The organism is Micromonospora sp. bgisy143, assembly GCF_057708145.1.
Genome location: NZ_JBYIRN010000015.1, coordinates 66,857 through 89,798, shown reverse-complemented (window position 1 = coordinate 89,798; position 22,942 = coordinate 66,857). Strand labels below are relative to the sequence as shown.

Below are 22,942 nucleotides of genomic sequence, written 5' to 3'. Positions count from 1 at the left end.
AGGCTGGGCGCATGTGGCAGGCCGAGGTACGTGTCGATCTTGACGCGATCCGCGAGAACGTGAGCCGGCTCCGCTCCGGCACCACCGCCGAACTGATGGCGGTGGTGAAGGGCGACGGGTACGGCCACGGCATGCTCCCGGCCGCCCGGGCGGCGCTGGACGCCGGGGCCGACTGGCTCGGCGTCTGCACCCTCGACGAGGCGCTCACGCTGCGCCGGAACGGGATCACCGCGCCCGTGCTGGCCTGGCTGCTCGCGCCCGGGTTGCCGCTGCACGAGGGCGTCAGCGCCGGGGTGGACCTCGGTGCCGCCAGCCTGCCGCAGCTCGACGAGATGATCGAGGCGAGTCGGCGTGCCGGGCGTCCCGCCCGGCTGCACCTGAAGATCGACACCGGATTGTCGCGGGGTGGCGCCACCGTCGCCGACTGGCCGGCCCTGCTCGACGCCGCCGCGAAGGCCCAGGCCGACGGCCTGGTTGAGGTGGTCGGGGTGTGGAGCCACTTCGTGTACGCCGACATGCCCGGCCACCCGACCACCGACCGGCAGCTCGCCGTCTTCCACGAGGGCCTGGCCATGGTCGAGCGGGCCGGACTGCGTCCCCGCTGGCGGCACCTGGCCAACTCGGCGGCCACCCTGACCCGCCCCGACACGCACTTCGACCTGGTCCGTCCCGGGCTGGCCGTCTACGGTCTGTCCCCGGTGGCCGGCGAGACGTACGGGCTGCGTCCGGCGATGACCGCCCGGGCCCGGGTGATGTTGACCAAGCGGGTGCCCGCCGGCACCGGCGTCTCCTACGGCCACACCTACACGACGGAGTCGGACGCGAACCTCGCCGTGGTGCCGCTCGGGTACGCCGACGGGGTGCCCCGGCACGCGTCCAACACCGGGCCGGTGCAGCTCGCCGGCGCGCGGCGGACGATCTCCGGACGGGTCTGCATGGACCAGTTCGTGATCGACTGCGGCGACGACCCGGTGGCCGACGGCGACGTGGCGACCCTGTTCGGCAGCGGCGCCGACGGCGAGCCGACGGCCGACGACTGGGCCGAGGCGGTCGGCACCATCAACTACGAGATCGTCACCCGGTTCGGCAGCACCCGGGTGCCGCGCGTCTACGACGGCGAGCGCCCCTGATGGCGTACCGCATCCCGCGTCCGCGGACCGCGGCCGGCCGCGTGGCCGGCCTGGTCGGCGCGGCCGTCGGGGTGGCGGCGGCCGGCCTGGCCGCCGGCGTCGCGACCGAACGCACCCTGGTCCGCCGGCTCAAGGCCGACCCGGCCGACCGCTACGCCGAGGAGACGTTCGGGGAGCAACGGTACGACGAGGCGTTCCGGCTGGAGCTGCCGGACGGCACCGACATCCACGTCGAGGTGGTCGAGCCGACCCGTCCGGTGCCGGGCCACCCGACGGTGGTGCTGGTGCACGGATTCTGCCTGGACATGGGCACCTTCCACTTCCAGCGCAAGATGCTCGCCGCGCGCGGCGACTACCGGATCGTGGCGTACGACCAGCCCGGTCACGGTCGCTCCGGCCGGTTGGAGACCGGCGAGTACGACCTGGCGGTGCTCGGCCGGACCCTGCGCCGGGTGATCGACCGGGTCGCCCCGGACGGACCACTGGTGCTGGTCGGCCACTCGATGGGCGGCATGACCATCATGGCGTTCGCCGAGCTGTTCCCGGAGCTGTTCGGTGACCGGGTGGTCGGCACGGTGCTGATGGCCACGTCGGGCGGTCTCGTCGCGGAGACCAAGCTGGTCGCGCCGGCGCTGCTGGGCCGGGTCGGTGGTCCGGTGCTCTACATGGTCAGCAACGCCACCCGGTACGGCGGTCCGGTGATCGACAGGGCCCGCAAGTCGACGTCGAACGTGGCCTGGTTGCTGACCCGCAAGTACGGCTTCGGCACCCGCAAGCCCAGCCCCCGGCTGGTGTCCTACGTGGAGACAATGAACTCCCGGACCTCGGCCGACACGGTGACCCGCTACCTGCGTACCCTCGCCACGCACTCGCGTTTTCCGGCGCTCGCGGCGTTGGCGAACGCGCCGGTGCTGGTGGTCGTCGGCGACAAGGACATGATCACGCCGGTGACGCACTCCGAGGAGATCGTCCGGCGGCTGCCGCACGCCGAGTTCATCAAGATCAAAGATAGTGGTCACGTGGTGATGCTGGAGCACGCCGACGAGGTCAACGCCGCGCTGGCGCGGTTCCTCGAATCACTGGAGAGCATGGAGGACCGGTGAGTTTCGTCGTCAAACTGCCGACCGTCGAGGACACTCGGGAGTTCGGCCGCCGGCTCGCCGGGCTGCTGCGCGCCGGTGACCTGGTGCTGTTGACCGGCCCGCTGGGCGCCGGCAAGACCGCGCTCACCCAGGGCGTCGGCGTCGGGCTCAACGTCCTCGGGGACGTCACCTCGCCGACGTTCGTGATCGCCCGCGTGCACCAGCCCGATCCGGCCCGGGGCGGTCGGGTGGCCCTGGTGCACGCTGACGCGTACCGGCTGGGCGCCGCCACCGACCCGCGCGCCGAGATCGACGACCTGGACCTGGACGCCTCGGTGGACGACTCGGTGACCGTCGTGGAGTGGGGCGAGGGCCTGGTGGAACAGTTGGTCGACGCGCACCTGCGGGTCCGCATCGACCGCCGTGACGACGACACCCGGGTCGTCGAGCTGGACCCGGTCGGTGGCGACTGGGCCCGACGGTTGGCCGAGCTGGGCTAGGGCCGGCGTTGTCGGACCTGGTGCCTAGAGTGCGGGGGACCGACCCGCGCTGGAAGAGGTTCCTGATGCCCGACGATGCCCCCGCCCTGGATCTGCTGGCGCTGCTGCCGGAGCAGTGGCGTGCCGTGCTCACCCCGCACCTCGATCCGGCCCGCACGGCCGCGCTGGGCGAGTTCGTCGCCCGGGAGTACGCGACGCAGACCGTCTTCCCGCCGCTGGAGGACCTCTTCTCGGCGTACCGGCTCTGCCCGCCGGAGGCCACCCGGGTGCTGATCCTCGGGCAGGACCCGTACCACCGGGCCGGGCAGGCGCACGGGCTGAGCTTCAGCGTCCGCGAGGGCGTGTCGGTGCCACCGTCACTGCGCAACGTCTTCAAGGAGTTGGGCGAGGACGTGGGCGTGCCCAAGCCGCGCAGCGGCAACCTCGACGGCTGGGCGGCGCAGGGCGTGCTGCTGCTCAACGCGGTGCTGACCGTCCGCCAGGCCACTCCCGGCTCGCACGCGAACGCCGGCTGGGAGGAGTTCACCGACGCCACCATCCGGGCGCTGGACGCGCTGCCGGACCGGGTGGTCTTCCTCCTCTGGGGCGGCTACGCCCGCAAGAAGGCGGGCCTGGTCACCAACTCCCGGCACGTCGTGCTGGAGGCCGGTCACCCGAGCCCGATGAACCCGCGCGGCTTCCTGGGCAGCCGCCCGTTCAGCGCTGCCAACAAGGCCCTCGCCGACGCCGGCCGTCCCACCATCGACTGGGAGCGCACCGCCGGCTGACCCCTTGGTGCGTGCCGTGCCGTCGGCTTGTCGGGCCGTGCGGCATGGCGCGACGAGACCCCGTGGCCCTCGCCGCGCGATCGGGTCAGCCCTGGGCGGCGCGGTGCCGGGCCCGGTAGCGGCGCAGCAGGTCGGCGGCCCGCGGCTCGGTCAGCTCCAACTCGACCAGCGGCACCACCCGGTAGTCGCGGCCACCGTGACGCACCTCGATCGTCTCCGGCAGCTCGTCGCACATGGTCGCCCTGATCTCGCCGTACCGGGTCGACCAGCGATGCTCGCCCGGCTCCTCCGGCTCCAACCACACCCCGCCGAACTCCTCCCAGCGGGCGTTCCAGCGCTGCCCGTAGTTCGCCTCCAGCCAGGCGGTGAACCGCTTCGAGTCCTCCCACCGGAGGGCGATCTCCACGGCATCGACCGGCACCGGCGCGCCCTGCAACAGTGCCGCCGTGCCGCCGGTGAGCACCTGCGGAAGGTCGGGGAGCCGGTCGAGCATCTCATCCAGGCCCAGCTCGTCGATGCGTTCGGCGATCGGCTTGGCTGCCAGTTCGTCGATGCGGGCGTCGAGGTGCGCGTCCAGCGGCTCGACCGCGACCGCCAACTGCACGTCCATCGCGGCGAACAGCCGCTCCAGCGCCGGGATGCTCGGCGAGCGCTCGCCGCGTTCGATCCGGGCCACCGCCGTCTGGCTGACCTCGGCGAGCCCGGCGAGCTGACGCTGGCTCAGCTCGCGTCGTTGACGTTGTTGCCGTAGCGCGGCGCCGAGGAGGTTGCCGAGGCGAGTCGATGACATCCCGGCATGCTGGCCCAGATCGAGGCGTTCCCGACAGCCTGCGGCGGATTGACGACTCAGTGCGGTTGCCCACCGGGATCGGCGTGGGTTCCGGCCGCTGGCTGAAGATGGCGGCGGTCACCCCGGTGAGCGTGATGCCTCTCCGTCATCTAGATGACTCTCCGGCATCACGCTCACCGGGGTTGTCGCCGTTGCCGTTGCCGTCGCCGTCGCCGTCGCCGTTGCCGTTGCCGTCGCCGTCGCCGTCGCCGTCGTCGCCGTTGCCGTTGCCTGGTCGCTTCGTCGCTGGTCGCCCGGGTGTGCCGGGGCGTGTGGCACGAGGGGTTCGGATCGCCCGTCGCCCGTCGCCCGTCGCCCGTCGCTCCTCGTGGTGCCGGTCAAGGGTGTTCAGCGGCGGTCGGCCGGCACGCCGTGCGGTCACGGGGCGGGGCGTGACCGGGGGCGGTGGCGGGGCCGCTAGGCTGGCTAACCGTGCTCGTACTCGTGGTGGACAGCTCGACCCCCGCGGTGACCGCGGCGTTGGTGGAGATCTCGGCGGACGGCGTGACGTCCCGGGCGCACCGGTGCACCGTCGATGCCCGCGCGCACGGTGAACTGCTCGCGCCGCAGGTCGACGCGGTCCTCGCCGACGCCGACGCGCGCCCGCGTGACCTGGGCGCGATCGTCGCCGGGCTCGGCCCAGGGCCGTTCACCGGCCTGCGGGTCGGCCTGGTCACCGCCGCCACCATGGGGCAGGTGCTCGGCGTACCCACGTACGGTGTCTGTTCCCTGGACGCCATCGGCCACCCGGCGGCCGCCGGCGAGCCGGTGCTGGCGGCCAGCGACGCCCGCCGCAAGGAGCTGTACTGGGCCGTCTACGACGGCGCCGGCCAGCGGATCGTCGGCCCCGAGGTGTCCGCGCCGGCGGTGGCCGCCGCCCGCGCCCGGGAGCTGGGTGCGACGGTCGCGGTCGGCGACGGCGCGCACCGGTACGCCGAAGCTCTGGACCTGCCGGTACGGGTCGAGCCGCGCTACCCGGAGGCGAGCGTGCTGGCGCTGCTGGCCGCCGAGCGGATCCGGGCCGGCGCGCCCGGCGAGCGACTCACCCCGCTCTACCTGCGCCGTCCCGACGCCGTGGCGGCCACCGGTCGCAAACCGGTCCTCCCGTGACATCCGTCCGGCTGGAACGGTTCCGCTGGTGGCACGTCGAAGAGGCGATGCCGCTCGAGGCGGACCTGTTCGGCGCCGGGCAGTGGTCGCCGGCCATGTTCTGGAACGAGTTGGCCAACGGGCACCACTACCGGGTCGCCGTCGACACCGACGGGGCGGTACTGGGCTACGCCGGGCTCGCCGGCGCTCCACCCGATGAGGTGTGGGTGCAGGTCATCGCCGTCCGGCGGGACGTCCAGCGGCGTGGCATCGGCCGCGTCCTGCTGGAGGAACTGCTCGCCGAGGCGAACCGTCGGGGCGCCCGCAGCACCCTGCTGGAGGTGGCCGTGGACAACGCCGCCGCCCAGCGTCTCTACGCGACGTACGGGTTCGAGCCGATCGGGGTGCGTCGCGGCTACTACCAACCGAGCAACACCGACGCGCTGGTCATGCGGCGCGACGCCGAGCCGACCGGGGACGGACCACACGACCATGGCTGATGAACCGCTGATCCTGGGCATCGAGACTTCGTGCGACGAGACCGGCGTCGGCATCGTACGCGGGCACACCCTGCTGGCCGACGCGCTCGCGTCCAGCGTCGAGGAGCACGCCCGTTTCGGGGGCGTGGTGCCGGAGGTGGCCAGCCGGGCCCACCTGGAGGCCATTGTGCCGACCATGCAGCGGGCGCTGACCGACGCCGGCGTCACCCTCGCCGACATCGACGCCATCGCGGTCACCTCCGGTCCCGGTCTGGCCGGCGCGCTGCTCGTCGGCGTCGCCGCCGCCAAGGGGTACGCCCTCGCCGCGGAGAAGCCGGTGTACGGCGTCAATCACCTCGCCGCGCACGTTGCGGTGGACACCCTGGAACACGGCCCGCTCCCCGAACCGGCCATCGCGTTGCTGGTCTCCGGCGGGCACTCGTCCCTGCTGCTGGTCGACGACCTGGCCCGGGGCGTCACCCCGCTCGGCGCGACCATCGACGACGCGGCCGGTGAGGCGTTCGACAAGGTCGCCCGGCTGCTCGGGTTGCCGTTCCCGGGCGGTCCGCCGATCGACCGGGAGGCCCGCTCGGGTGACGCGGCCTCGATCGCCTTCCCGCGCGGCCTCACCGCCGCGAAGGACCTGGCCGCCCACCGGTACGACTTCTCGTTCTCCGGCCTGAAGACGGCGGTGGCCCGTTGGGTGGAGGCACGGCAGCGCGCCGGCGAGCCGGTGCCGGTCGCCGACGTGGCCGCGTCCTTCCAGGAGGCGGTCTGTGACGTGCTGACCAACAAGGCGATCGCCGCCTGCCGGGCGCAGGGAATCGAGACGTTGGTGATCGGCGGGGGAGTGGCGGCCAACTCCCGGCTCCGGGCGATGGCCGAGGAGCGGGCCGAGAAGTACGGCATCCGGGTCCGGGTGCCGAGGCCGAAGCTCTGCACCGACAACGGGGCGATGGTGGCCGCGCTCGGATCGCACCTGGTCGCCGCCGGGGTGGCGCCGAGCCGGCTGGACCTGCCGGCCGACTCGGCGCTGCCGCTGACCACGGTCAGCGTGTGACGGGACGCCGGAGATGATCGTGCGGATGTGGGAGGCGCGCGCGGAGGCGTACGGCGTCGCCGACCTGATCACCTGGGTGTGCGACACCGCCCTGCCCGAGTTGGAGCACGACCCGCTCCACGTGTCCAGCGAGGTCTTCTCGTCCACCGACCATCGGGTCGTGGTCATCTCCAAGTGGCGCAGCAACCCTCGTCCGCTGCCCGACCCGCCCGCCCTGCTGGTGGCCCGCGCCCCGCACTCCTGGGACTTCACCCAGGTCGACCGCTGACTCCGGGCCACCTCGCCGGTCGGTCAGCTACGGCGCAGCATCCGGTAGGTGGCGATCCCGCCGGTACCGAGGGCGGCGAGGAAGACCAACCAGACGACGGTGCTGCTCACCCCGACCTGCGGTCCCGCGTTCGCCCCGGCGGCGGCGAGCAGGCCGTCCTTGCCGGGCGCGGGCAGCGCGGCCGGCGGCAGCTCGGGCCACCGGACCAGTCCGGTGGACTCCAACATCTGCATGTGGTGCTGCACGAAGGCGTTGGCGTCCTCGCAGAGCTTGCGGACGGTCGCGTCGCGGGTGCTGGCCCGCACCGCGCCGATCACCGGGAAGATCTTGCCGTGGGCGACCCGGAGTCGGGTCACGAAGATCTGGTCGAACCGGGCGCCGGAGGCTTTCTGCATCTCCGACAGCCAGCCCTTCTGTTCGGCCGTCGGCTCGGAAGGGATGGTGGCGCCGAGTTTGTTGGCCGCCTCGACGACCAGTTCGTCGAGCTTCTGGTGCTCGCCGGCGATGTTGGCGCCGATCTCGCGTACCTTGGCCGACTGTCCCTTCTCGGCGGCCATCTGCCCGGCCGGCATCTCCCACAGTCCGGCCAACCGCACCCCGTTGAGCAGCGTCATGTCGGCGGCGTTGAGTTGCTGCCCACCGGCGGGGGCGGCGATGGCCACGCCGGGCAGGACACCGACCCCCGCGATGATCGCGATGAGCAACATCGCCGCACGGTGCATCCGGTGTCCCGGCCGGCGACGGACGGTTCTGAGCGGTGCCATGTCTGCGGTGCCTCCTCGGTCCGGACCGAAACGCGTCTGGACCGGGCAGCCGCACTTCTGCCGGCCGCCCGTCCGCCCACTGGTACGGACTGATCGTCCGATCAGTTCACCGCCGCCGCGCCGAATAGCGGACGCGGGTCAGCGGGTGACGGCGAGGAAGCCGCCGAGCAGCAGCAGGGTGAGCGCGGCGACGGCGAAGAGGACCAGCAGCTCCCGGCGGCCGTGCCCGATCCCGCCGTCATCCCTGGCCGCGGCTGCGGGGTCGGGCAGGGCCGGCAGGTCCCGGGTCAGGGCGGCGAGGTCGCCGAGGGTACGGGAGGTCCACACCGCGCCGACCCGCTCGGAGAACTCGTCCAGGGTGAGGCGGCCCGCCGTGGTGTGCCGGTGCAGCTCGGCGACCACCCGGTGACGGTCGTCGTCGGAGGCGCGCAGCTCGACGTCCACGCCGGACAGCGTACGCGGGTCAGCCGACGTCGAGGGGGTCGGCGAGCAGTCGTTCGAAGGCCAGCTCGGCGGCGCCGACCAGGGGCGCGTCCGGGCCGAGTTTGGGGGTGCGCAGCCGGACGTGTTCCAGGCACGCGCCGAGGGCGTTGGAGTTGAGCCGGCTGCGGATCTGGGCCGCCGCCGCGAGATAGAGGTCGCGCATGGTGCCACCGAAGATGACCATCTCGGGGTTGAAGACGTTGACCAGGTTGGCGACCCCGAAGCCGAGCCAGTCGCCGGCCTGGCGTACCGCCGTCTGGGCCCGGGCGTCCCCCCGGTCGGCGGCGTCGAACACGGCCAGCAGGGCGTCGCGGCCCCGCGCGTCGGAGCGTCCGGCCGCGCGCAGCAGGCCGTGCTCGCCGATCTCGGTCTCCCAGCAACCGCGGGCGCCGCACTCGCAGGGCATCCCGTCGCGGACCACCTTCATGTGCCCGACCTCGCCGCTGTACCCGCCGTGTCCGGTGAGCCGCCGCCCGCCCGCGATGATCCCGGCCCCGACGCCGACGTCGCCGTACAGGTAGATGACGTTGTCGCAGCCGGCCGCGACGCCCCTGGTGTGCTCGGCGAAGGCCGCCACGTCCGCCACGTTGCCGACCGTGACCGGCACGTCCAGGCCCAACTCGGCTCCGAGCGCCGCGCCGATCGGTTCGTCCACCCAACCGGTGGTGGGGCCGAGCCGGACCAGGCCGTCCTCCCGGCGGACCATGCCGCAGACCGCGACGCCGGTGCCGACGCAGATCGCGCCGGCCGGCACCGCCTGCTGCATCTCCTTGACCGCGCCGGCCAGCAACGGCGCGGCCTCCGCGGCGAGCAGGCCGCGTGGGCGGTCCAGCTCCCGGCGGTCCAGCACCGCGCCGCCCAGACCGACCCGCGCGGCCCGCAGCCGGTCCACCTCGACGGAGTACGCGTACGCGTACACCCGGGCCGACTCGGGCCGGACGACGATTGACGGTCGTCCGGCCCGGCCGGTCTCCTTCGGCGTTCCCTCGCTGACCAGCCCGACGCCGGCCAGGTCGGCGGTGAGCGCGCCGATGGTGCTCCGGTTCAACCCCAGGGCCGTGGTGAGTTCGGCGCGGGTGGTCGCCCCGTGGACGTGCACGTACCGCAGCAGGGCCCCCAGGTTCTGCCGGCGGACCTCCTCCTGGCTGGGCGCCGGGCGCATGCTGGTGCTACCTCCCGCGCGGTCAGCGGGTGCCGGTGGCTGCCGCGCGACGGCGGGAGAGCGCGTCGACGCTCGCGGCCAGCAGGAGCACGATGCCGGTGACCACGTACTTGACTCCCGCGGTGTATCCCATCAGGCCCATTCCGTTCTCGATGACCGCGACCACCGCGCCGCCGAGTACGGCGTCCAGGACGCGACCCTTGCCACCGAAGAGGCTGGTGCCACCGATGACGGCCGCGCCCACGGCGTAGAGGAGTACGTTACTGCCCCCCGTGTTCGGGTCGACCGAGTTGGCCCGGCTGGCGGCCACGATGCCTCCGACGGCGGCCATCGACGAGCAGATCACGAAGGCCGAGATCCGGATGCGGTCGACGCCGATGCCGGCCCGGCGGGCCGCTTCCCGGTTGCCGCCCACGGCGTAGATGTGCCGGCCGTAGCTGGTGCGTTGCAGGACGAACGTCCACACGACCAGCAGCACCGCGATGATCGGCACCACGATCGGCACGCCCTTGAGCGAGCTGATCAGGACGTTGCGGCTGCGCTCCAGGTTGAGGACGTACACCGCCGCGCCGAGGATGACGGCGAGTCCGGCGATCCGCAGCGCCACCACGGCGATCGGGTCGCTGATCAGGCCGCGGGCCACCCGGTTGCGGTGCCGCAGTAGTTGTACCGCCGCGTAGCCCACGACCGCGATGACGGCCAGCGCCCAACCGAGGGTGGGGGCGAGGTTGCGGTTGGCGATTGCGACGAGCACGTCGTCGCGGACGGAGATGTTGGTGCCATCCTTCACCAGCAGCAGCACGATGCCCTGGAAGGCGAGGAAACCGGCGAGGGTGACCACGAAGGACGGAATGCCGATCTTCGCCACGAGCAGACCGATGGTTGTGCCGATCACCAGGCCGGTGGCGATCGCCGCGAGGACGGCGACCCACCAGGGGTAACCGAGCACCGTGACCACATTGGCCAGTACCGCCGCGCAGACGCCGCTGGCGAAGCCGGCGGAGAGGTCGATCTCACCGAGCAGCAGCACGAAGACCAGGCCCATGGCGATCACCGTGACCGCCGCGCCCTGGGTGAAGAGGTTGGCGAAGTTGCCCGCCGACAGGAACGACGAGGGCCGCATGACCGCGAACACCGTGCAGAGCACGATGAGGCCGAGTACGGCCGGCAACGCGCCGACGTCGCCACCGCGTACCCGACTCAGGTAGTTGCGGGCGTGCCCGCCGACGGTCGGCGGCGGTGTGACGGCCGCCGGGCCGTCCTTGCGCACGGCGGTGGTGGTCATCGGTCGCCTCCTGGAATCGATTCGGCCGGCTGCGGGCCGTCGCCGTTGCTGCCCGGCTCGGTGGCGAGACCGAGTGCGCCCGAACGCCCGGCGGTGATCAGCTCGACGATCTGGGCGTGGGTGATGTCGGTGGTCTTCACCTGGGCGACCATCTGGCCGAGGTAGAGCGCGGCGATCCGGTCGGCGACGGCGAAGACGTCGTTCATGTTGTGCGAGATGAGCACCACGGCCAGGCCGTTGTCGGCGAGGCGGCGGACGAGTTCGAGCACCTGGGCGGTCTGCGCCACACCGAGCGCGGCGGTCGGCTCGTCCAGGATCACCAGCTTGCTGTTCCACAGCACCGCCTTGGCGATGGCCACGGTCTGGCGTTGACCACCGGAGAGGCTGGACACGTGCTGGCGCAGCGAGGTGACGGTGCGGACGGAGAGCCCCGCGAGGGTCTCGGCGGCGAGCTGCTCCATGGTCGGCTCGTCCAGGACGAGACCGCTGCGCTTCTCCCGGCCGAGGAACATGTTCTGCACGATGTCCAGGTTGTCGCAGAGCGCCAGGTCCTGGTAGACGACCTCGATGCCGAGGGCGGCGGCGTCGCGGGGGCTGCCGATGTGCACCGGCTCGCCGTTGAACAGGAATTCGCCGGCGTCGGTGGGGTGGATGCCGCTGATGCACTTCACCAGGGTCGACTTGCCGGCGCCGTTGTCGCCGACCAGCGCGGTCACTTCACCCGGGTGGACGGTCAGGGCGACGTCGCGGAGCACCTGGACGGGACCGAAGCTCTTGTCGATCCCGCGGAGCTCCAGCAGGGGGGTCGCGGACACGGGGGTCTCCTTCTTAAGGGAGGGTCGGGGCCCGTCCGGCGGGCGCCGCCCGGCACGGGAGGGGTGCTCCCGTGCCGGGCGGCGGTGGTCGTCCCGGCGGGTACTGCGGCGTCGGTCAGCTGATGCCGGCGTCGGCGCAGGCCTTGGCGTACGCCGCGGTGCAGACCGCTTCCTTGGTCACGTAGCCGTCGGCGATCACGTCCTTGACGTTGTCCTTGTAGATGGCCTTCGGGGTGAGCAGCACCGATGGGACGTCGCGGTTGCCCTCCGGGTCCTTGACCGTCTGGCCGGTGTCCTTCCGCTCGCCCTTGGCGAGCGCGATGGCCAGGTCCGAGGCGGCCTTGGCCTCTTCGCGGACGGCCTTGTAGACGGTCATGCACTGGTCACCGGCGAGGATGTTCTGCAGGCCCTCGGTGCTGGCGTCCTGGCCGGTCACCGGCACCTTGCCGTTGAGCTTGTTCTTCTTGAGGATCGAGATGGCGGCGTTGCCGAGGCCGTCGTTCGCGGCCAGCACACCGTCGATCTTGCCGTTGGCCTTGGTGAGCTGCTGCTCGAAGATCGTCGCGGCCTGGGCGTTGTCCCACGCCGGCACGGCGTCCTCGGGGCCCTTGACGTACTCCTTGGAGTCGAACTTCGGCTTGAGCACCGAGTCGTAGCCGGCCTTGAACAGGGTGGCGTTGTTGTCGGTGGGGGAGCCGTTCAGGTACGACACGACGGGGTTCTTGGCGCCCTTCTCGGTCAGGCACTTCGACAGGCCCTCGCCCTGGAGCTTGCCGACGACCTCGTTGTCGAAGCTCACGTAGTACTGGGCCGAGCCGCCCAGGGTGAGTCGGTCGTAGTCGATGGTGGCGACGCCCTGCGACTTGGCCTTGTCGAGCACGGCCTTGCCGGTGCCGGAGTCCAGGTTGACGATCATCATCACGGTGACGCCGCTGGTGATCATCTGGTCGGCGATGGTCTGGAACGCGGTCTTGTCGTTCTGGGCGTTCTGGATGTCGTACTGGACGCCGGCGGCCTTGAACGCCTCCTCGAGGAAGCGACGGTCCGCGGTCTCCCAGCGGACGGACGACTTGCTGTCCGGGAGGATCACGCCGATCTTGGGAGTTTTGGCGGAGCTGCCGGAGCCGGAGTCGTCGTCGCCGCACGCGGTCAAACCGCCGGTCGCGAGCAGGCCCACGGCGGCGATGGTGAGGATCCCCTTACGCATGTGCAGGGTCCTTTCGGAGGTGGGGGAGGTGTTGTTTTGTTGTGTCCGGCAACGTATTCCGCGTCACACCAGCACCACAAGACCGCGCAGGTCCCAAGTTTGTTGGAAGCGATAACAATTCAGCAACGCAACTGTTACTCGCCGAACATCCCACCAAAAGAACGATGTAACGACAGGTCAGCGGGCCTGCAACGGCGCGGTACGGGCACCGGTGAGCGCCACCAGGTCCGCCGCCGCCAGTTCGAGCTGCAGCCCGCGTCGACCAGCGGAGACGTAGATCGTGGGCAGGTCCAACGCGGAGTCGTCGAGCACGGTGGGCAGTCGCCGCCGCTGCCCGAGCGGGCTGATCCCACCCCGCACGTAGCCGGTCGCCCGCTCGGCGACCGTCCGGTCGGCGAGCGCCGCCCGCTTGCCGCCGACCGCCGCCGCGAGCGCCTTCAGGTCCAGCTCGCCGGTCACCGGTACGACCGCCACGGTGAGGACGCCATCCACCTCGGTCACCAGCGACTTGAAGACCCGCTCCGGCGCCACACCGAGCGCCGCCGCCACCAGGGCGCCGTAGTTCGGGGCGTCCGGTGCGACCCGGTACGGATGGGTACGGTGCGCGATCCCGCGCTTGACCAGTAGTGCCGTTGCCGGAGTGCCCTGTCCCGCCACGCCCCGAACCTAGACCACGGGCCGGCCGATAAGCACGGTCGGCGCTCCGGCCACCCGAGTCAGCACCAGGCTCGCCGCCTGGTCCCCGGCCAAGCGTAGGTCCCGCCGCAACTGCTCCGGCGTCAACGCCGAACCCCGCTTGAGGATCTCCACCCGGCCCACCCGACGCTCGCGCAGCAACGCCCGCAGGCGCTTGAGCGAGAACGGCAGCACGTCGGTGATCTCCAGGCAGCGCGCGTACGGGGTGCGGGTCGGGCGGTCGGCGTAGAGGTACGCGATGCTCTCATCGGCCAGGCCGGCGTCCAGCTCCGAGGCCAGCTCGGCGACGAGGTGCGCGCGGACCACCGCCGGGTCCGGGTCGTACAGGTAGCGGCGCGGGGGCCCGACCGGCGCCTCGGTGTCCCCCGAGCCGGTGAGCCGGTGGATCTCCTGCCGGTACACGCTGGCGCGGCGGGGCACCTCGGCCAGCTCACCACACCAGAGCGCGGCCTCGACCAGGTCGCCGTCCACGGAGACCCACTCCGCCTCCGCGCCGGCCGGGATGAGCGCGTGATCCAGGCCCGGCGCCACCTTCACCACCGTGCGCGGCACCCGCTCGGCCAGGCCGGTCACGAAGTCCCAGGGCGGCGAGTAGGCACGCGGGTCGAAGATCCGTCGTCCGGTGCCGGTGGCCCGCCGGGCCGGGTCGCAGAAGACGCCGTCCACCCGGGCGACGTCGAACGCGGTCGCGTCGCCGCACTCGACCGTGAACAGGTCGGCCAGCCCGGCGGCGGCCGCGTTGGCGGCGGCCATCGCCGCGGTCACCGGGTCGGCCTCCACCCCGTACACCCGGATGCCGGCACGGGCGGCGGCCAGCGCGTCCGCGCCGAGGCCGCACCCGAGGTCGGCCAGGGTGCGCACGCCGGCCGCGCGCAGCCGGGCGGCCCGCCGGTCGGCGACCACCCGGCGGGTCGCCTGTTCCAGGCCGGGCCGGGTGAGGAACATCCCGGCGGCGGCCGGGCCGAACTTGCCCACCGCCCGGTGCCGCAGCTCGGCCTGGGTGAGGGCCGCCGCCGCCAGCGTGGGGGGCACCCCGGCCGCCCGCAGCGCCGACGCCGCGGCCAGTGGATCGCCGCCGGCCAGCTCGGCCGCCGCCGTGAGGGCGGCCGACCCCTCGGGGGTACGCAGTGCCGCCAACTGATCGAGATCCACCGGCCCATTCTCCCGGCCGAGGGGAAAATACCCGCTGGCGGGGCGCGACGCGCTGGCACTCTCCTTGACGGAGTGCTAGCCACGGAATAACCTGCGATTAGCACTCTCGCCCTGAGGGTGCCAGCTTCCGGGTCTCGCGACCCGGGTGCGCACGCCAGGCGGACCGGCACCCGCGACGACGGCCCCGCCCGGTGGCATGAGGCAGATTGACGCTGGTCAGCCCCGCTGGCCGGCAACGAAACCAGTACCCCAGGAGGGTATGCCCGTGACTACCGCGACCAAGGTTGCGATCAAGCCGCTCGAGGACCGCATCGTGGTCCAGGCGAACGAGGCTGAGACCACCACGGCGTCGGGCATCGTGATCCCCGACACCGCCAAGGAGAAGCCGCAGGAGGGCACCGTCCTCGCTGTCGGTCCGGGGCGCGTCGACGACAACGGCAACCGGGTCCCGGTTGACGTGCAGGTCGGCGACACCGTCCTCTACTCGAAGTACGGCGGCACCGAGGTCAAGTACGCCGGCGAGGAGTACCTGGTGCTCTCCGCCCGCGACGTCCTCGCGGTCATCGAGAAGTAAGCAACCGATCAGTGTCGCTGCCCCGGTCCGGCTCGCCGGGCCGGGGCAGCGGCGCTTCGAAGGGACATTCATGGCGAAGATCCTCAGCTTCTCGGACGACGCCCGACACCTGCTGGAGCACGGTGTCAACGCCCTCGCTGACGCGGTCAAGGTCACCCTCGGGCCGCGCGGGCGCAACGTCGTCCTGGACAAGAAGTTCGGTGCGCCGACGATCACCAACGATGGCGTGACCATCGCGAAGGAGATCGAGCTCACCAACCCCTACGAGAACCTCGGCGCGCAGCTGGTCAAGGAGGTGGCGACCAAGACCAACGACGTCGCCGGCGACGGGACCACCACCGCGACCGTGCTGGCGCAGGCGATGGTCCGCGAGGGCCTGCGCAACGTGACCGCCGGAACCAACCCGGCCGGCCTCAAGCGGGGCATCGACGCGGCGGCCGCCAAGGTCTCCGAGGCGCTGCTCGGCCGGGCCGTCGAGGTCGCCGGCAAGGAGTCGATCGCGAACGTGGCGACGATCTCCGCGCAGGACGCCACCATCGGCGAGCTGATCGCCGAGGCGATGGAGCGGGTCGGCCGCGACGGTGTCATCACCGTTGAGGAGGGCTCGATGCTCACCACCGAGCTGGAGGTGACCGAGGGTCTCCAGTTCGACAAGGGCTTCATCTCGCCGAACTTCGTCACCGACCTGGAGAGCCAGGAGTCCGTCCTGGAGGACGCGTACATCCTGGTCACCACGCAGAAGATCTCGGCGATCGAGGAGCTGCTGCCGCTGCTGGAGAAGGTCCTGCAGAACAGCAAGCCCCTGCTGATCATCGCCGAGGACGTGGACGGTCAGGCGCTCTCCACCCTGGTGGTCAACTCGCTGCGCAAGACCCTCAAGGTCTGCGCGGTGAAGGCCCCGGGCTTCGGTGACCGGCGCAAGGCCATGCTCCAGGACATCGCGATTTCCACCGGCGCCGAGCTGGTCGCGCCGGAGCTGGGCTACAAGCTCGACCAGGTCGGCCTGGAGGTGCTCGGCACCGCCCGGCGCGTCGTGGTCGACAAGGAGAACACCACGATCGTCGACGGCGGCGGCCAGAAGGCCGAGGTCGACGACCGGGTGGCCCAGATCCGCAAGGAGATCGAGGCCTCCGACTCCGACTGGGACCGGGAGAAGCTGGCCGAGCGGCTGGCGAAGCTCTCCGGCGGCATCGCCGTGATCAAGGCGGGTGCGGCGACCGAGGTCGAGATGAAGGAGCGCAAGCACCGCATCGAGGACGCCATCGCGGCGACCAAGGCCGCGGTCGAGGAGGGCACCGTGCCCGGCGGTGGCGCCGCCCTGGTGCAGATCCTCCCCGTGCTCGACGACGACCTGGGCTTCACCGGCGACGAGAAGGTCGGCGTCTCGATCGTGCGCAAGGCGCTGGTCGAGCCGCTGCGCTGGATCGCGCAGAACGCCGGCCACGACGGCTACGTGGTGACCCAGAAGGTCGCCGGCATGTCGTGGGGCAGCGGTCTCGACGCGGCCACCGGCGAGTACGGCGACCTGGTCAAGTCCGGCATCATCGACCCGGTGAAGGTGACCCGCAACGCCGTCACCAACGCCGCGTCGATCGCCGGCCTGCTGCTCACCACGGAGAGCCTCGTGGTGGACAAGCCGGAGCAGCCCGAGCCGGCCGCCGCCGGTGGTGGGCACGGCCACGGCCACGGCCACCAGCACGGCCCGGGTTTCTAGGGCCTGTAGCGACACCCGTTCCGGGGCACACCGCCGTACGGCGGTGTGCCCCGGTTTCGTCTGGGCGATCATTACCAACCGCTGACGTCGTTGGCGACCGGCCGAGATGATCGCGCACACTGGGCCGATGAGCACCACGTCACGGCGGTACGCCGCGTTGGCCGGAGTCACCGCCGCCGCCGTCGCGATCGGCAGCGCGGAGCCGGTGGCGGTGCTGACCGGACCCCGGTCGGCACCGCTGGTCGCGGTCGGCGGGGTGGTCGTCGACGCCGTTCCCGAGCCGCTCAAGCAGTTCGCCATCGACGTCTTCGGGACCGCCGACAAGATTGCCCTGTTGACCGGAACGGCCCTGCTGCTGGCCGGGTTCGCCGCCCTGCTCGGCATGCTGGCGGTCCGCTGGCTGGCCGTGGGTCAGGCCGGTATCGCGGCGTTCGGCCTGGTCGGTGTGGCCGCCGCGCTGACCCGCCCCGGCGCGGACGTCTTCGACGCGCTGCCGTCGCTGGTCGGCGGCGCGCTCGGCGCTCTGGTGCTCTGGCTGTTCATCGCCGGCCCGTTCGAGCTGGACCCCTGGCCCTGGACCCCACCCGCGCCGGTGTCGCCGGCCGCTCCTGGCTCGCCGGCCGCTCCTGGCTCGCCGGCCGCTCCTGGCTCGCCGGCCGGGCCTGGTGGCTCGTCGGCCGGGCTTGGTGGCTCGTCGGCCGGGCTTGGTGGCTCGCCGGGCGCTCCTGATGGCTCGCCGGGGGGCGCTGGCGAGCCGGTGTCGCCGGCCGGGCCGCCGGTCCCGGTGACACCGGCCGCGCCGGTCGAGGGGGTCGACCCGGAGTCGCGCCGGCGGTTCCTCACCGGCACCGGAGTGCTGCTCGGTACGGCGGCCGTGGCCGGTCTCGGCGGGCGTTGGCTGGCCGGCCGACGGGGTGTCTCGGCCGCCCGGGACGCGATCCGGCTGCCCGCACCGGCCGTACCCGCACCGGCCGTGCCGGCGGGCGCGGACCTGTCCCTGGCCCAGCTCGCGCCGTACGTCACCCCGAACTCCGGGTTCTACCGGATCGACACCGCCCTGGTGGTGCCGCAGGTGAACCCGGACACCTGGCGGCTGCGCATCCACGGCCGGGTGGGCACCGAGCGCACCTACAGCTACGCGGATCTCCTGGCCCGACCGTTGGTCGAGCGGTACGTCACGCTGGCCTGTGTCTCCAACGAGGTCGGCGGGGACCTGATCGGCAACGCGCGCTGGCTCGGCGTACCGCTGCGGGAACTGCTGGACGAGGTCCAGCCGGACGAGGACGCCGACCAGGTCGTCGGCCGGTCGGTCGATGGCTGGACGTGTGGCACCCCCACCGCCGCGCTGCGCGACGGGCGGGACGCGCTGCTGGCGATCGGCATGAACGGCGAGCCGCTGCCGGTCCAGCACGGCTTCCCGGTCCGGATGGTGGTGCCCGGTCTCTACGGCTACGTGTCGGCCTGCAAGTGGGTGACCGAGCTGGAACTGACCCGCTTCGCCGACTTCGACGCGTACTGGGTGCCGCGCGGATGGTCCGCCCAGGGGCCGATCAAGACCCAGTCGCGGATCGACGCGCCACGGCGGCGCAACCGGCTGACCGCGGGTCCGGTGACGGTGGCCGGCGTGGCCTGGGCGCAGCACCGGGGGATCAGCCGGGTCGAGGTACGCGTCGACGACGGCCCCTGGCAGGAGGCGGAGTTGGCCCCGACGGTGTCCGTGGACACCTGGGTCCAGTGGTCCTGGCGCTGGGACGCGACGCCGGGCGAGCACCGGCTCCAGGTCCGGGCGACGGACGCGACCGGCGAGACCCAGACCGAGCGCACCCAGAGCGTCGCCCCGGACGGCGCCACCGGCTACCACACGGTCACGGTCAACGTCCGCTAACCCCAACCCGCCCCACCCACCCCACCCGGGCCCCCGCTCAGCCCTCGGTGATCATGAAGTTATCGCCACGCTCACGGCGTATCGCGGGTAATAACTTCATGATCACCGAGGCGGGGCCGGCGGGTCAGGGGCCGGGGTGGGTGGGTGGGTACGGCTGAACCGCGCTCCCGCTGGGCGGGAGCGCGGTTCGTGATGTCGGGGTGGTGTGTCGGGTCAGGCCACGTTGCGCTGGGCCGGGACCGTCGACTTGTGCGGGCGGCCCAGGCGGGCCTCCAGACGGGCCACGTCGACCCGGATCTGCCGGCGGTCCGCCAGGTCCTCCCAGCCGACGGCGAGCAGGCGCAGCCGCTCCGACTCGCTGAAGCCGCCCCACACGCCGTACGGCTCGCGGACCGACAGCGCGTGCGCGGCGCACTCGGCGCGGACCGGGCAGGCGCGGCAGACCGACTTGGCCTGGGACTCCCGCCGCAGCCGCGACGACCCACGCTCTCCGTCCGGGTGGAAGAACTGCGCGCTGTCCCGGCCTCGGCAGGCACCGAGCCGCTGCCAGTCCCAGAGGTCGACGATGGGTCCGGGCAGTCTACGTACGTTCGACATCAGCACCCCTCCTCCCGCGCGGCACCGCGAGAATGCTTGTGGCCGGCTTCCGGGCGGCGGGCCGCGCAGGCGCACCGTTCCCGGCCTGGACCCCCCGGTACCCGGGTCGTTGCCGGCTCACACGTCTGTGATCCAAAACGCCTGGCAACTTGCGGCTTTTGCCCCATCTGTCGGAAAAGTTCAGATGATTGCCGGGAACCTCCTCCCCAGCCGACGCCGTCATGGTCTGCTCGTGTGCGGAGAGGAGACCAACACAGTGCGTACCGTTCTTGTGTGCGTTCGGACACCGCTCGCGGCTCAGCACCTCACTTCTGCTGCCGCACGGCTGGGTTTGTCCGCGATCGTTCGTACCGCCGTCTCCGACCCCGAGGTGATGCTGCGACTCGCCGAACGGCCGGCCGACGTGGTTCTGGCCGACACGGCCCTGACGCGGCCGGACAGCGCGGGCTTCGTCCGCCGGGTGCTGGCCCGCGCACCGCAGGCCGCGGTCGTGCTGCTCGGCGCCGAGGAGTCCGAGGCGGCGGCCGCCACCATCAGCGCCGGCGCCCGTGGGTTGATCCAGAACGCCGACCACGACCTCACCAGCGCGGTCGCCAAGGCCCTGCTCCTGCTGACCGCGCCCGGCCGGGCCTCCCGGCAGCGCGTCACCGACCCGGCGCGGGACGCGGCGGCGGTCGGCGGCTCGGGCCGCTCCGCGCCGTCGGTACGCGGCGCCACCGAGCCCGGCTGGACCGCCGCGACCGGCGACGGGCCGGCGGGCGTGGCATCGGTACCGGTGCAGCGGGGCGACGACGAGGTCGAGTCGGCGACCGACGGGACCGCCACCGGGCAGTCCGACACCGTCCGGCCCGGTTCGGGCACCCGTGCCGGCCGGTCCTCGATCGGGCTCACCGAACGGGAACTCCAGGTGCTGCTGGGCATGGCCGAGGGCAAGAGCAACGCGGAGATCGGCCGGGAACTGTTCGTCTCGGAGGACACCGTCAAGACACACGCGCGTCGGCTGTTCCGCAAGCTCGGTGCCCGGGACCGCGCCCACGCGGTCGCCGCCGGCTTCCGAGCCGGCCTGGTCTCCTGAACGCCCGAGCCGCACCCCGCCCTTGATCGTGCTCGAACCCGGAAGTAGTGGTCTCCCCGCGCGGCGAGGCCACTACTTCCCTGTTCCTGCACGATCTTGAGCGAGCGGTCCGGAGGCGCCCCGGACGGCGCGAACGTCAGTCGGCGGTGGCGGTGCCCGGTTCGTCCTCGGTGCCCTCGGTCAGGGTGTCGTGCACCCCGTCGGCGTAGCCACGGGCGTAGTCCCAGGTCACATAGTGGTCCGGATCCGGGTCGTACGCCGGCTCGTGCACCCGGGGCCGCCCGGAGTTGAGCAGGTGCCGCAGGTTGCCCCGCAGCAGGTCCCAGTCGAAGTAGTGCGGTTCCCGGCAGTCCTCGCACTCGATGACCAGCCCGCGCACCCCGATGGGGGCCAGCAGGGCCTGGTAGATCTCCAGGTCGGCGAGGTCCTCCAGCACGTCCTGCCGCTCGACGTCGGTCAGCGGATCCGACGTCGCGTCGTCGCCCGGATCGTCCAGCCCGGCGGTCGGGTCGGCCGGGTCGCCGTTGAACGGGTCGATGGGCTCGTCGTGCACCCCCTCACCGTAGACCCAACGCGGCGCGGCCGTCCGCCCCCGGGCACCGCGCCGAGGCAGCCGCCGCCGATCCAGCTCGCGCAGGTCACTGGGTACGATGGGACGACGTGCCGGCACCGTGGCGTGTTCCGGTGCCCGCCCGCGCCACCTCGCTGAAGCCCATCCGAGCAGCTCAGGGGAGCAATCGTGGAAAATTCGCCCAGCACTGATCTTCCGGCCGGCGGCGAGCACGCCGACCTGGGCGGCCACCTGCCCGAGCTGCCCGCGGGCTCGGCCCGGGTCGTTCCGCTCGGGCTCACCTTCGACGACGTGCTGCTCCAGCCGGGCGAGTCGGACGTCGTGCCCAGCCGGGTCAACACCCGGACGAAGCTCACCCGCAACGTCGAACTGACCGTTCCGCTGCTGTCCAGCGCCATGGACACGGTCACCGAGGCGCGGATGGCGATCGCCATGGCCCGCCAGGGTGGCATCGGCGTGCTGCACCGCAACCTCTCCCTCGAGGACCAGGCGCTCCAGGTCGACCTGGTGAAGCGCTCCGAGTCCGGCATGATCACCAACCCGGTGACCGCCAGCCCGGACGACACGCTGCGCGAGGTGGACGAGCTGTGCGGGCGGTACCGCATCTCGGGCGTCCCGGTGGTGGACGGCAACGGCCAGCTGGTCGGCATCGTCACCAACCGCGACATGCGCTTCGTCTCCGAGCCGGACACCCCGGTCCGCGAGATCATGACGCGGACCCCGCTGGTCACCGCCCAGGTCGGGGTGAGCAAGGACGAGGCGCTCGCGCTGCTGCGCCGGCACAAGGTCGAGAAGCTGCCGATCGTGGACGACTCCGGCCGGCTGCGCGGGCTGATCACCGTGAAGGACTTCACCAAGAGCGAGCAGTACCCGAACGCCACCAAGGATGACGCGGGCCGGCTGCGGGTGGCCGCCGCCGTCGGGGTCGGCGAGGACGCGTACAAGCGGGCCCGCACGCTCGTCGACGCGGGCGTCGACGTGCTGATCGTGGACACGGCGCACGGGCACCAGCGGGCCGTGCTGGACATGGTCCGCCGGCTCAAGAAGGACGTCACGATCGACATCGTGGGCGGCAACGTGGCCACGTACGCCGGTGCGAAGGCGCTGGTCGACGCCGGCGCCGACGGCATCAAGGTGGGTGTGGGCCCGGGCGCGATCTGCACGACCCGGATCGTCGCCGGTGTCGGCGTCCCGCAGATCACCGCGATCATGGAGGCGGCCCGGGCCGCCCGACCGGCCGGCGTGCCGGTGATCGGCGACGGTGGCATCCAGTACTCGGGCGACATCGCCAAGGCGCTGGTCGCCGGTGCCGACACGGTCATGCTGGGCAGCCTGCTGGCCGGTTGCGAGGAGAGCCCCGGCGAGCTGATCTTCATCAACGGCAAGCAGTACAAGGCGTACCGCGGGATGGGCTCGCTCGGCGCGATGCAGTCCCGGGGGCAGGCCAAGTCGTACTCGAAGGACCGGTACTTCCAGCAGGACGTGCTCGCCGAGGACAAGTTGGTCCCCGAGGGCGTCGAGGGCCAGGTGCCCTACCGGGGCCCGCTGTCCGCGGTCGCCCACCAGCTCATCGGCGGGCTGCGGGCCGCCATGGGGTACGTCGGCGCGGAGAGCATCCCCGAGCTGCACCGGCGTGGCCAGCTGATCCGGATCACCGCGGCCGGGCTCAAGGAGAGCCACCCGCACGACATCCAGATGACCGTCGAGGCGCCGAACTACCACTCCCGCTGACCATCCCCCAACAATCTGGAGTCCCCC

25 protein-coding genes are annotated in these 22,942 nt (G+C 72.3%); 13 read left to right on the top strand and 12 right to left on the bottom strand.

Annotated elements, in window-relative coordinates; translation table 11 throughout:
• Positions 1-11: 11 nt before the first annotated feature.
• The 4 genes from alr to ung all read left to right on the top strand — a co-directional run bounded on the left by alr (position 12) and on the right by ung (position 3,479).
• A complete protein-coding gene (gene alr / locus AC3EN4_RS18675; protein ID WP_435207118.1) occupies positions 12-1,130 on the top strand; it encodes an alanine racemase in 1,119 nt (372 codons plus the stop codon).
• Positions 1,130-2,233, top strand: a complete 1,104-nt coding sequence (locus tag AC3EN4_RS18670) for an alpha/beta fold hydrolase (RefSeq protein WP_435207117.1) — start codon at positions 1,130-1,132, stop codon at positions 2,231-2,233. Before alr ends, AC3EN4_RS18670 begins: the two co-directional genes overlap by 1 nt.
• Positions 2,230-2,712 (top strand): tRNA (adenosine(37)-N6)-threonylcarbamoyltransferase complex ATPase subunit type 1 TsaE, encoded by a 483-nt coding sequence (gene tsaE / locus AC3EN4_RS18665; protein WP_422736919.1) that lies wholly within the window; start codon positions 2,230-2,232, stop codon positions 2,710-2,712. The genes AC3EN4_RS18670 and tsaE overlap by 4 nt, the downstream gene beginning before the upstream one ends.
• Positions 2,713-2,777: 65 nt before the next feature.
• On the top strand, positions 2,778-3,479 hold the full coding sequence (gene ung / locus AC3EN4_RS18660; RefSeq protein ID WP_435207116.1) for a uracil-DNA glycosylase: 702 nt from the start codon (positions 2,778-2,780) through the stop codon (positions 3,477-3,479).
• 85 nt (positions 3,480-3,564) lie between these two features.
• Here ung and AC3EN4_RS18655 read toward each other — a convergent pair whose 3' ends face one another.
• Both AC3EN4_RS18655 and AC3EN4_RS18650 read right to left on the bottom strand, forming a co-directional pair.
• On the bottom strand, positions 3,565-4,269 hold the full coding sequence (locus AC3EN4_RS18655) for a helix-turn-helix domain-containing protein (RefSeq protein WP_435207115.1): 705 nt from the start codon (positions 4,267-4,269) through the stop codon (positions 3,565-3,567).
• A gap of 145 nt (positions 4,270-4,414) precedes the next feature.
• Positions 4,415-4,690, bottom strand: a complete 276-nt coding sequence (locus tag AC3EN4_RS18650; RefSeq protein ID WP_435207114.1) for a hypothetical protein — start codon at positions 4,688-4,690, stop codon at positions 4,415-4,417.
• Positions 4,691-4,740: 50 nt separating this feature from the next.
• On the opposite strand from AC3EN4_RS18650, the gene tsaB reads away from it, so the two are divergent.
• Genes tsaB through AC3EN4_RS18630 form a run of 4 tightly spaced genes read left to right on the top strand, consistent with a single transcriptional unit; the run spans position 4,741 to position 7,204 of the window.
• A complete protein-coding gene (gene tsaB, locus AC3EN4_RS18645) occupies positions 4,741-5,418 on the top strand; it encodes a tRNA (adenosine(37)-N6)-threonylcarbamoyltransferase complex dimerization subunit type 1 TsaB (RefSeq protein ID WP_435207113.1) in 678 nt (225 codons plus the stop codon).
• On the top strand, positions 5,415-5,897 hold the full coding sequence (gene rimI / locus AC3EN4_RS18640) for a ribosomal protein S18-alanine N-acetyltransferase (RefSeq protein ID WP_422736915.1): 483 nt from the start codon (positions 5,415-5,417) through the stop codon (positions 5,895-5,897). The genes tsaB and rimI overlap by 4 nt, the downstream gene beginning before the upstream one ends.
• Positions 5,890-6,936, top strand: a complete 1,047-nt coding sequence (tsaD, locus tag AC3EN4_RS18635) for a tRNA (adenosine(37)-N6)-threonylcarbamoyltransferase complex transferase subunit TsaD (protein ID WP_435207112.1) — start codon at positions 5,890-5,892, stop codon at positions 6,934-6,936. Before rimI ends, tsaD begins: the two co-directional genes overlap by 8 nt.
• A 13-nt stretch (positions 6,937-6,949) precedes the next feature.
• Positions 6,950-7,204, top strand: coding sequence for a hypothetical protein (locus AC3EN4_RS18630; RefSeq protein WP_053660576.1), 255 nt, complete (start codon positions 6,950-6,952; stop codon positions 7,202-7,204).
• A gap of 23 nt (positions 7,205-7,227) precedes the next feature.
• Here the strand turns inward: AC3EN4_RS18630 and AC3EN4_RS18625 are convergent, their stop codons facing one another.
• The 8 genes from AC3EN4_RS18625 to AC3EN4_RS18590 form a co-directional block, all read right to left on the bottom strand.
• Positions 7,228-7,968 carry a DUF4142 domain-containing protein gene (locus AC3EN4_RS18625; RefSeq protein ID WP_435207111.1) on the bottom strand — a complete coding sequence of 247 codons (741 nt, stop codon included), beginning with the start codon at positions 7,966-7,968 and terminating at the stop codon, positions 7,228-7,230.
• Positions 7,969-8,106: 138 nt separating this feature from the next.
• The gene (locus AC3EN4_RS18620; RefSeq protein ID WP_435207110.1) at positions 8,107-8,412 is read right to left on the bottom strand and encodes a DUF1707 SHOCT-like domain-containing protein; all 306 of its coding nucleotides are present in this window, start codon (positions 8,410-8,412) and stop codon (positions 8,107-8,109) included.
• Between the two features lie 19 nt (positions 8,413-8,431).
• Complete coding sequence (locus AC3EN4_RS18615; protein ID WP_435207109.1) at positions 8,432-9,613, bottom strand: ROK family protein; 1,182 nt, start codon at positions 9,611-9,613, stop codon at positions 8,432-8,434.
• 22 nt (positions 9,614-9,635) lie between these two features.
• On the bottom strand, positions 9,636-10,898 hold the full coding sequence (locus tag AC3EN4_RS18610) for a sugar ABC transporter permease (RefSeq protein WP_435207108.1): 1,263 nt from the start codon (positions 10,896-10,898) through the stop codon (positions 9,636-9,638).
• A complete protein-coding gene (locus AC3EN4_RS18605; RefSeq protein WP_435207107.1) occupies positions 10,895-11,713 on the bottom strand; it encodes an ATP-binding cassette domain-containing protein in 819 nt (272 codons plus the stop codon). Before AC3EN4_RS18605 ends, AC3EN4_RS18610 begins: the two co-directional genes overlap by 4 nt.
• A 115-nt stretch (positions 11,714-11,828) precedes the next feature.
• Positions 11,829-12,920 (bottom strand): sugar ABC transporter substrate-binding protein, encoded by a 1,092-nt coding sequence (locus AC3EN4_RS18600; RefSeq protein WP_435207106.1) that lies wholly within the window; start codon positions 12,918-12,920, stop codon positions 11,829-11,831.
• Between the two features lie 177 nt (positions 12,921-13,097).
• Complete coding sequence (gene ybaK, locus AC3EN4_RS18595) at positions 13,098-13,577, bottom strand: Cys-tRNA(Pro) deacylase (protein WP_435207105.1); 480 nt, start codon at positions 13,575-13,577, stop codon at positions 13,098-13,100.
• 9 nt (positions 13,578-13,586) lie between these two features.
• Positions 13,587-14,768, bottom strand: a complete 1,182-nt coding sequence (locus tag AC3EN4_RS18590) for a THUMP-like domain-containing protein (protein WP_435207104.1) — start codon at positions 14,766-14,768, stop codon at positions 13,587-13,589.
• Between the two features lie 259 nt (positions 14,769-15,027).
• Here AC3EN4_RS18590 and groES point away from each other — a divergent pair, with 259 nt between their 5' ends.
• The 3 genes from groES to AC3EN4_RS18575 all read left to right on the top strand — a co-directional run bounded on the left by groES (position 15,028) and on the right by AC3EN4_RS18575 (position 18,941).
• A complete protein-coding gene (gene groES, locus AC3EN4_RS18585; RefSeq protein WP_030330046.1) occupies positions 15,028-15,342 on the top strand; it encodes a co-chaperone GroES in 315 nt (104 codons plus the stop codon).
• A 70-nt stretch (positions 15,343-15,412) separates the two neighbouring features.
• Entirely contained in the window at positions 15,413-17,056 is a 1,644-nt protein-coding gene (gene groL / locus AC3EN4_RS18580; protein ID WP_422736905.1) for a chaperonin GroEL, read from the top strand.
• A gap of 127 nt (positions 17,057-17,183) precedes the next feature.
• A complete protein-coding gene (locus AC3EN4_RS18575; protein ID WP_435207103.1) occupies positions 17,184-18,941 on the top strand; it encodes a molybdopterin-dependent oxidoreductase in 1,758 nt (585 codons plus the stop codon).
• 213 nt (positions 18,942-19,154) lie between these two features.
• Here the strand turns inward: AC3EN4_RS18575 and AC3EN4_RS18570 are convergent, their stop codons facing one another.
• The gene (locus AC3EN4_RS18570; RefSeq protein WP_355050692.1) at positions 19,155-19,538 is read right to left on the bottom strand and encodes a WhiB family transcriptional regulator; all 384 of its coding nucleotides are present in this window, start codon (positions 19,536-19,538) and stop codon (positions 19,155-19,157) included.
• Positions 19,539-19,794: 256 nt separating this feature from the next.
• On the opposite strand from AC3EN4_RS18570, the gene AC3EN4_RS18565 reads away from it, so the two are divergent.
• Positions 19,795-20,613 carry a helix-turn-helix transcriptional regulator gene (locus AC3EN4_RS18565; protein ID WP_422736903.1) on the top strand — a complete coding sequence of 273 codons (819 nt, stop codon included), beginning with the start codon at positions 19,795-19,797 and terminating at the stop codon, positions 20,611-20,613.
• 136 nt (positions 20,614-20,749) lie between these two features.
• Here the strand turns inward: AC3EN4_RS18565 and AC3EN4_RS18560 are convergent, their stop codons facing one another.
• Positions 20,750-21,166: a DUF5319 domain-containing protein gene (locus AC3EN4_RS18560; RefSeq protein WP_422736902.1), complete on the bottom strand. Its 417-nt coding sequence runs from the start codon at positions 21,164-21,166 to the stop codon at positions 20,750-20,752.
• A 186-nt stretch (positions 21,167-21,352) separates the two neighbouring features.
• On the opposite strand from AC3EN4_RS18560, the gene guaB reads away from it, so the two are divergent.
• Complete coding sequence (guaB, locus tag AC3EN4_RS18555) at positions 21,353-22,915, top strand: IMP dehydrogenase (RefSeq protein ID WP_435207102.1); 1,563 nt, start codon at positions 21,353-21,355, stop codon at positions 22,913-22,915.
• Positions 22,916-22,942 lie beyond the last annotated feature (27 nt).

Bases quoted from the DNA above. Each gene is read 5' to 3' on its own strand.
- alr (WP_435207118.1), top strand. From the start codon at position 12: ATGTGGCAGGCCGAGGTACGTGTCGATCTTGACGCGATCCGCGAGAAC.
- AC3EN4_RS18670 (WP_435207117.1), top strand. From the start codon at position 1,130: ATGGCGTACCGCATCCCGCGTCCGCGGACCGCGGCCGGCCGCGTGGCC.
- ung (WP_435207116.1), top strand. From the start codon at position 2,778: ATGCCCGACGATGCCCCCGCCCTGGATCTGCTGGCGCTGCTGCCGGAG.
- AC3EN4_RS18655 (WP_435207115.1), bottom strand. From the start codon at position 4,269: ATGTCATCGACTCGCCTCGGCAACCTCCTCGGCGCCGCGCTACGGCAA.
- tsaD (WP_435207112.1), top strand. From the start codon at position 5,890: ATGGCTGATGAACCGCTGATCCTGGGCATCGAGACTTCGTGCGACGAG.
- AC3EN4_RS18630 (WP_053660576.1), top strand. From the start codon at position 6,950: ATGATCGTGCGGATGTGGGAGGCGCGCGCGGAGGCGTACGGCGTCGCC.
- AC3EN4_RS18625 (WP_435207111.1), bottom strand. From the start codon at position 7,968: ATGGCACCGCTCAGAACCGTCCGTCGCCGGCCGGGACACCGGATGCAC.
- AC3EN4_RS18615 (WP_435207109.1), bottom strand. From the start codon at position 9,613: ATGCGCCCGGCGCCCAGCCAGGAGGAGGTCCGCCGGCAGAACCTGGGG.
- AC3EN4_RS18610 (WP_435207108.1), bottom strand. From the start codon at position 10,898: ATGACCACCACCGCCGTGCGCAAGGACGGCCCGGCGGCCGTCACACCG.
- AC3EN4_RS18600 (WP_435207106.1), bottom strand. From the start codon at position 12,920: ATGCGTAAGGGGATCCTCACCATCGCCGCCGTGGGCCTGCTCGCGACC.
- groES (WP_030330046.1), top strand. From the start codon at position 15,028: ATGCCCGTGACTACCGCGACCAAGGTTGCGATCAAGCCGCTCGAGGAC.
- groL (WP_422736905.1), top strand. From the start codon at position 15,413: ATGGCGAAGATCCTCAGCTTCTCGGACGACGCCCGACACCTGCTGGAG.
- AC3EN4_RS18575 (WP_435207103.1), top strand. From the start codon at position 17,184: ATGAGCACCACGTCACGGCGGTACGCCGCGTTGGCCGGAGTCACCGCC.
- AC3EN4_RS18570 (WP_355050692.1), bottom strand. From the start codon at position 19,538: ATGTCGAACGTACGTAGACTGCCCGGACCCATCGTCGACCTCTGGGAC.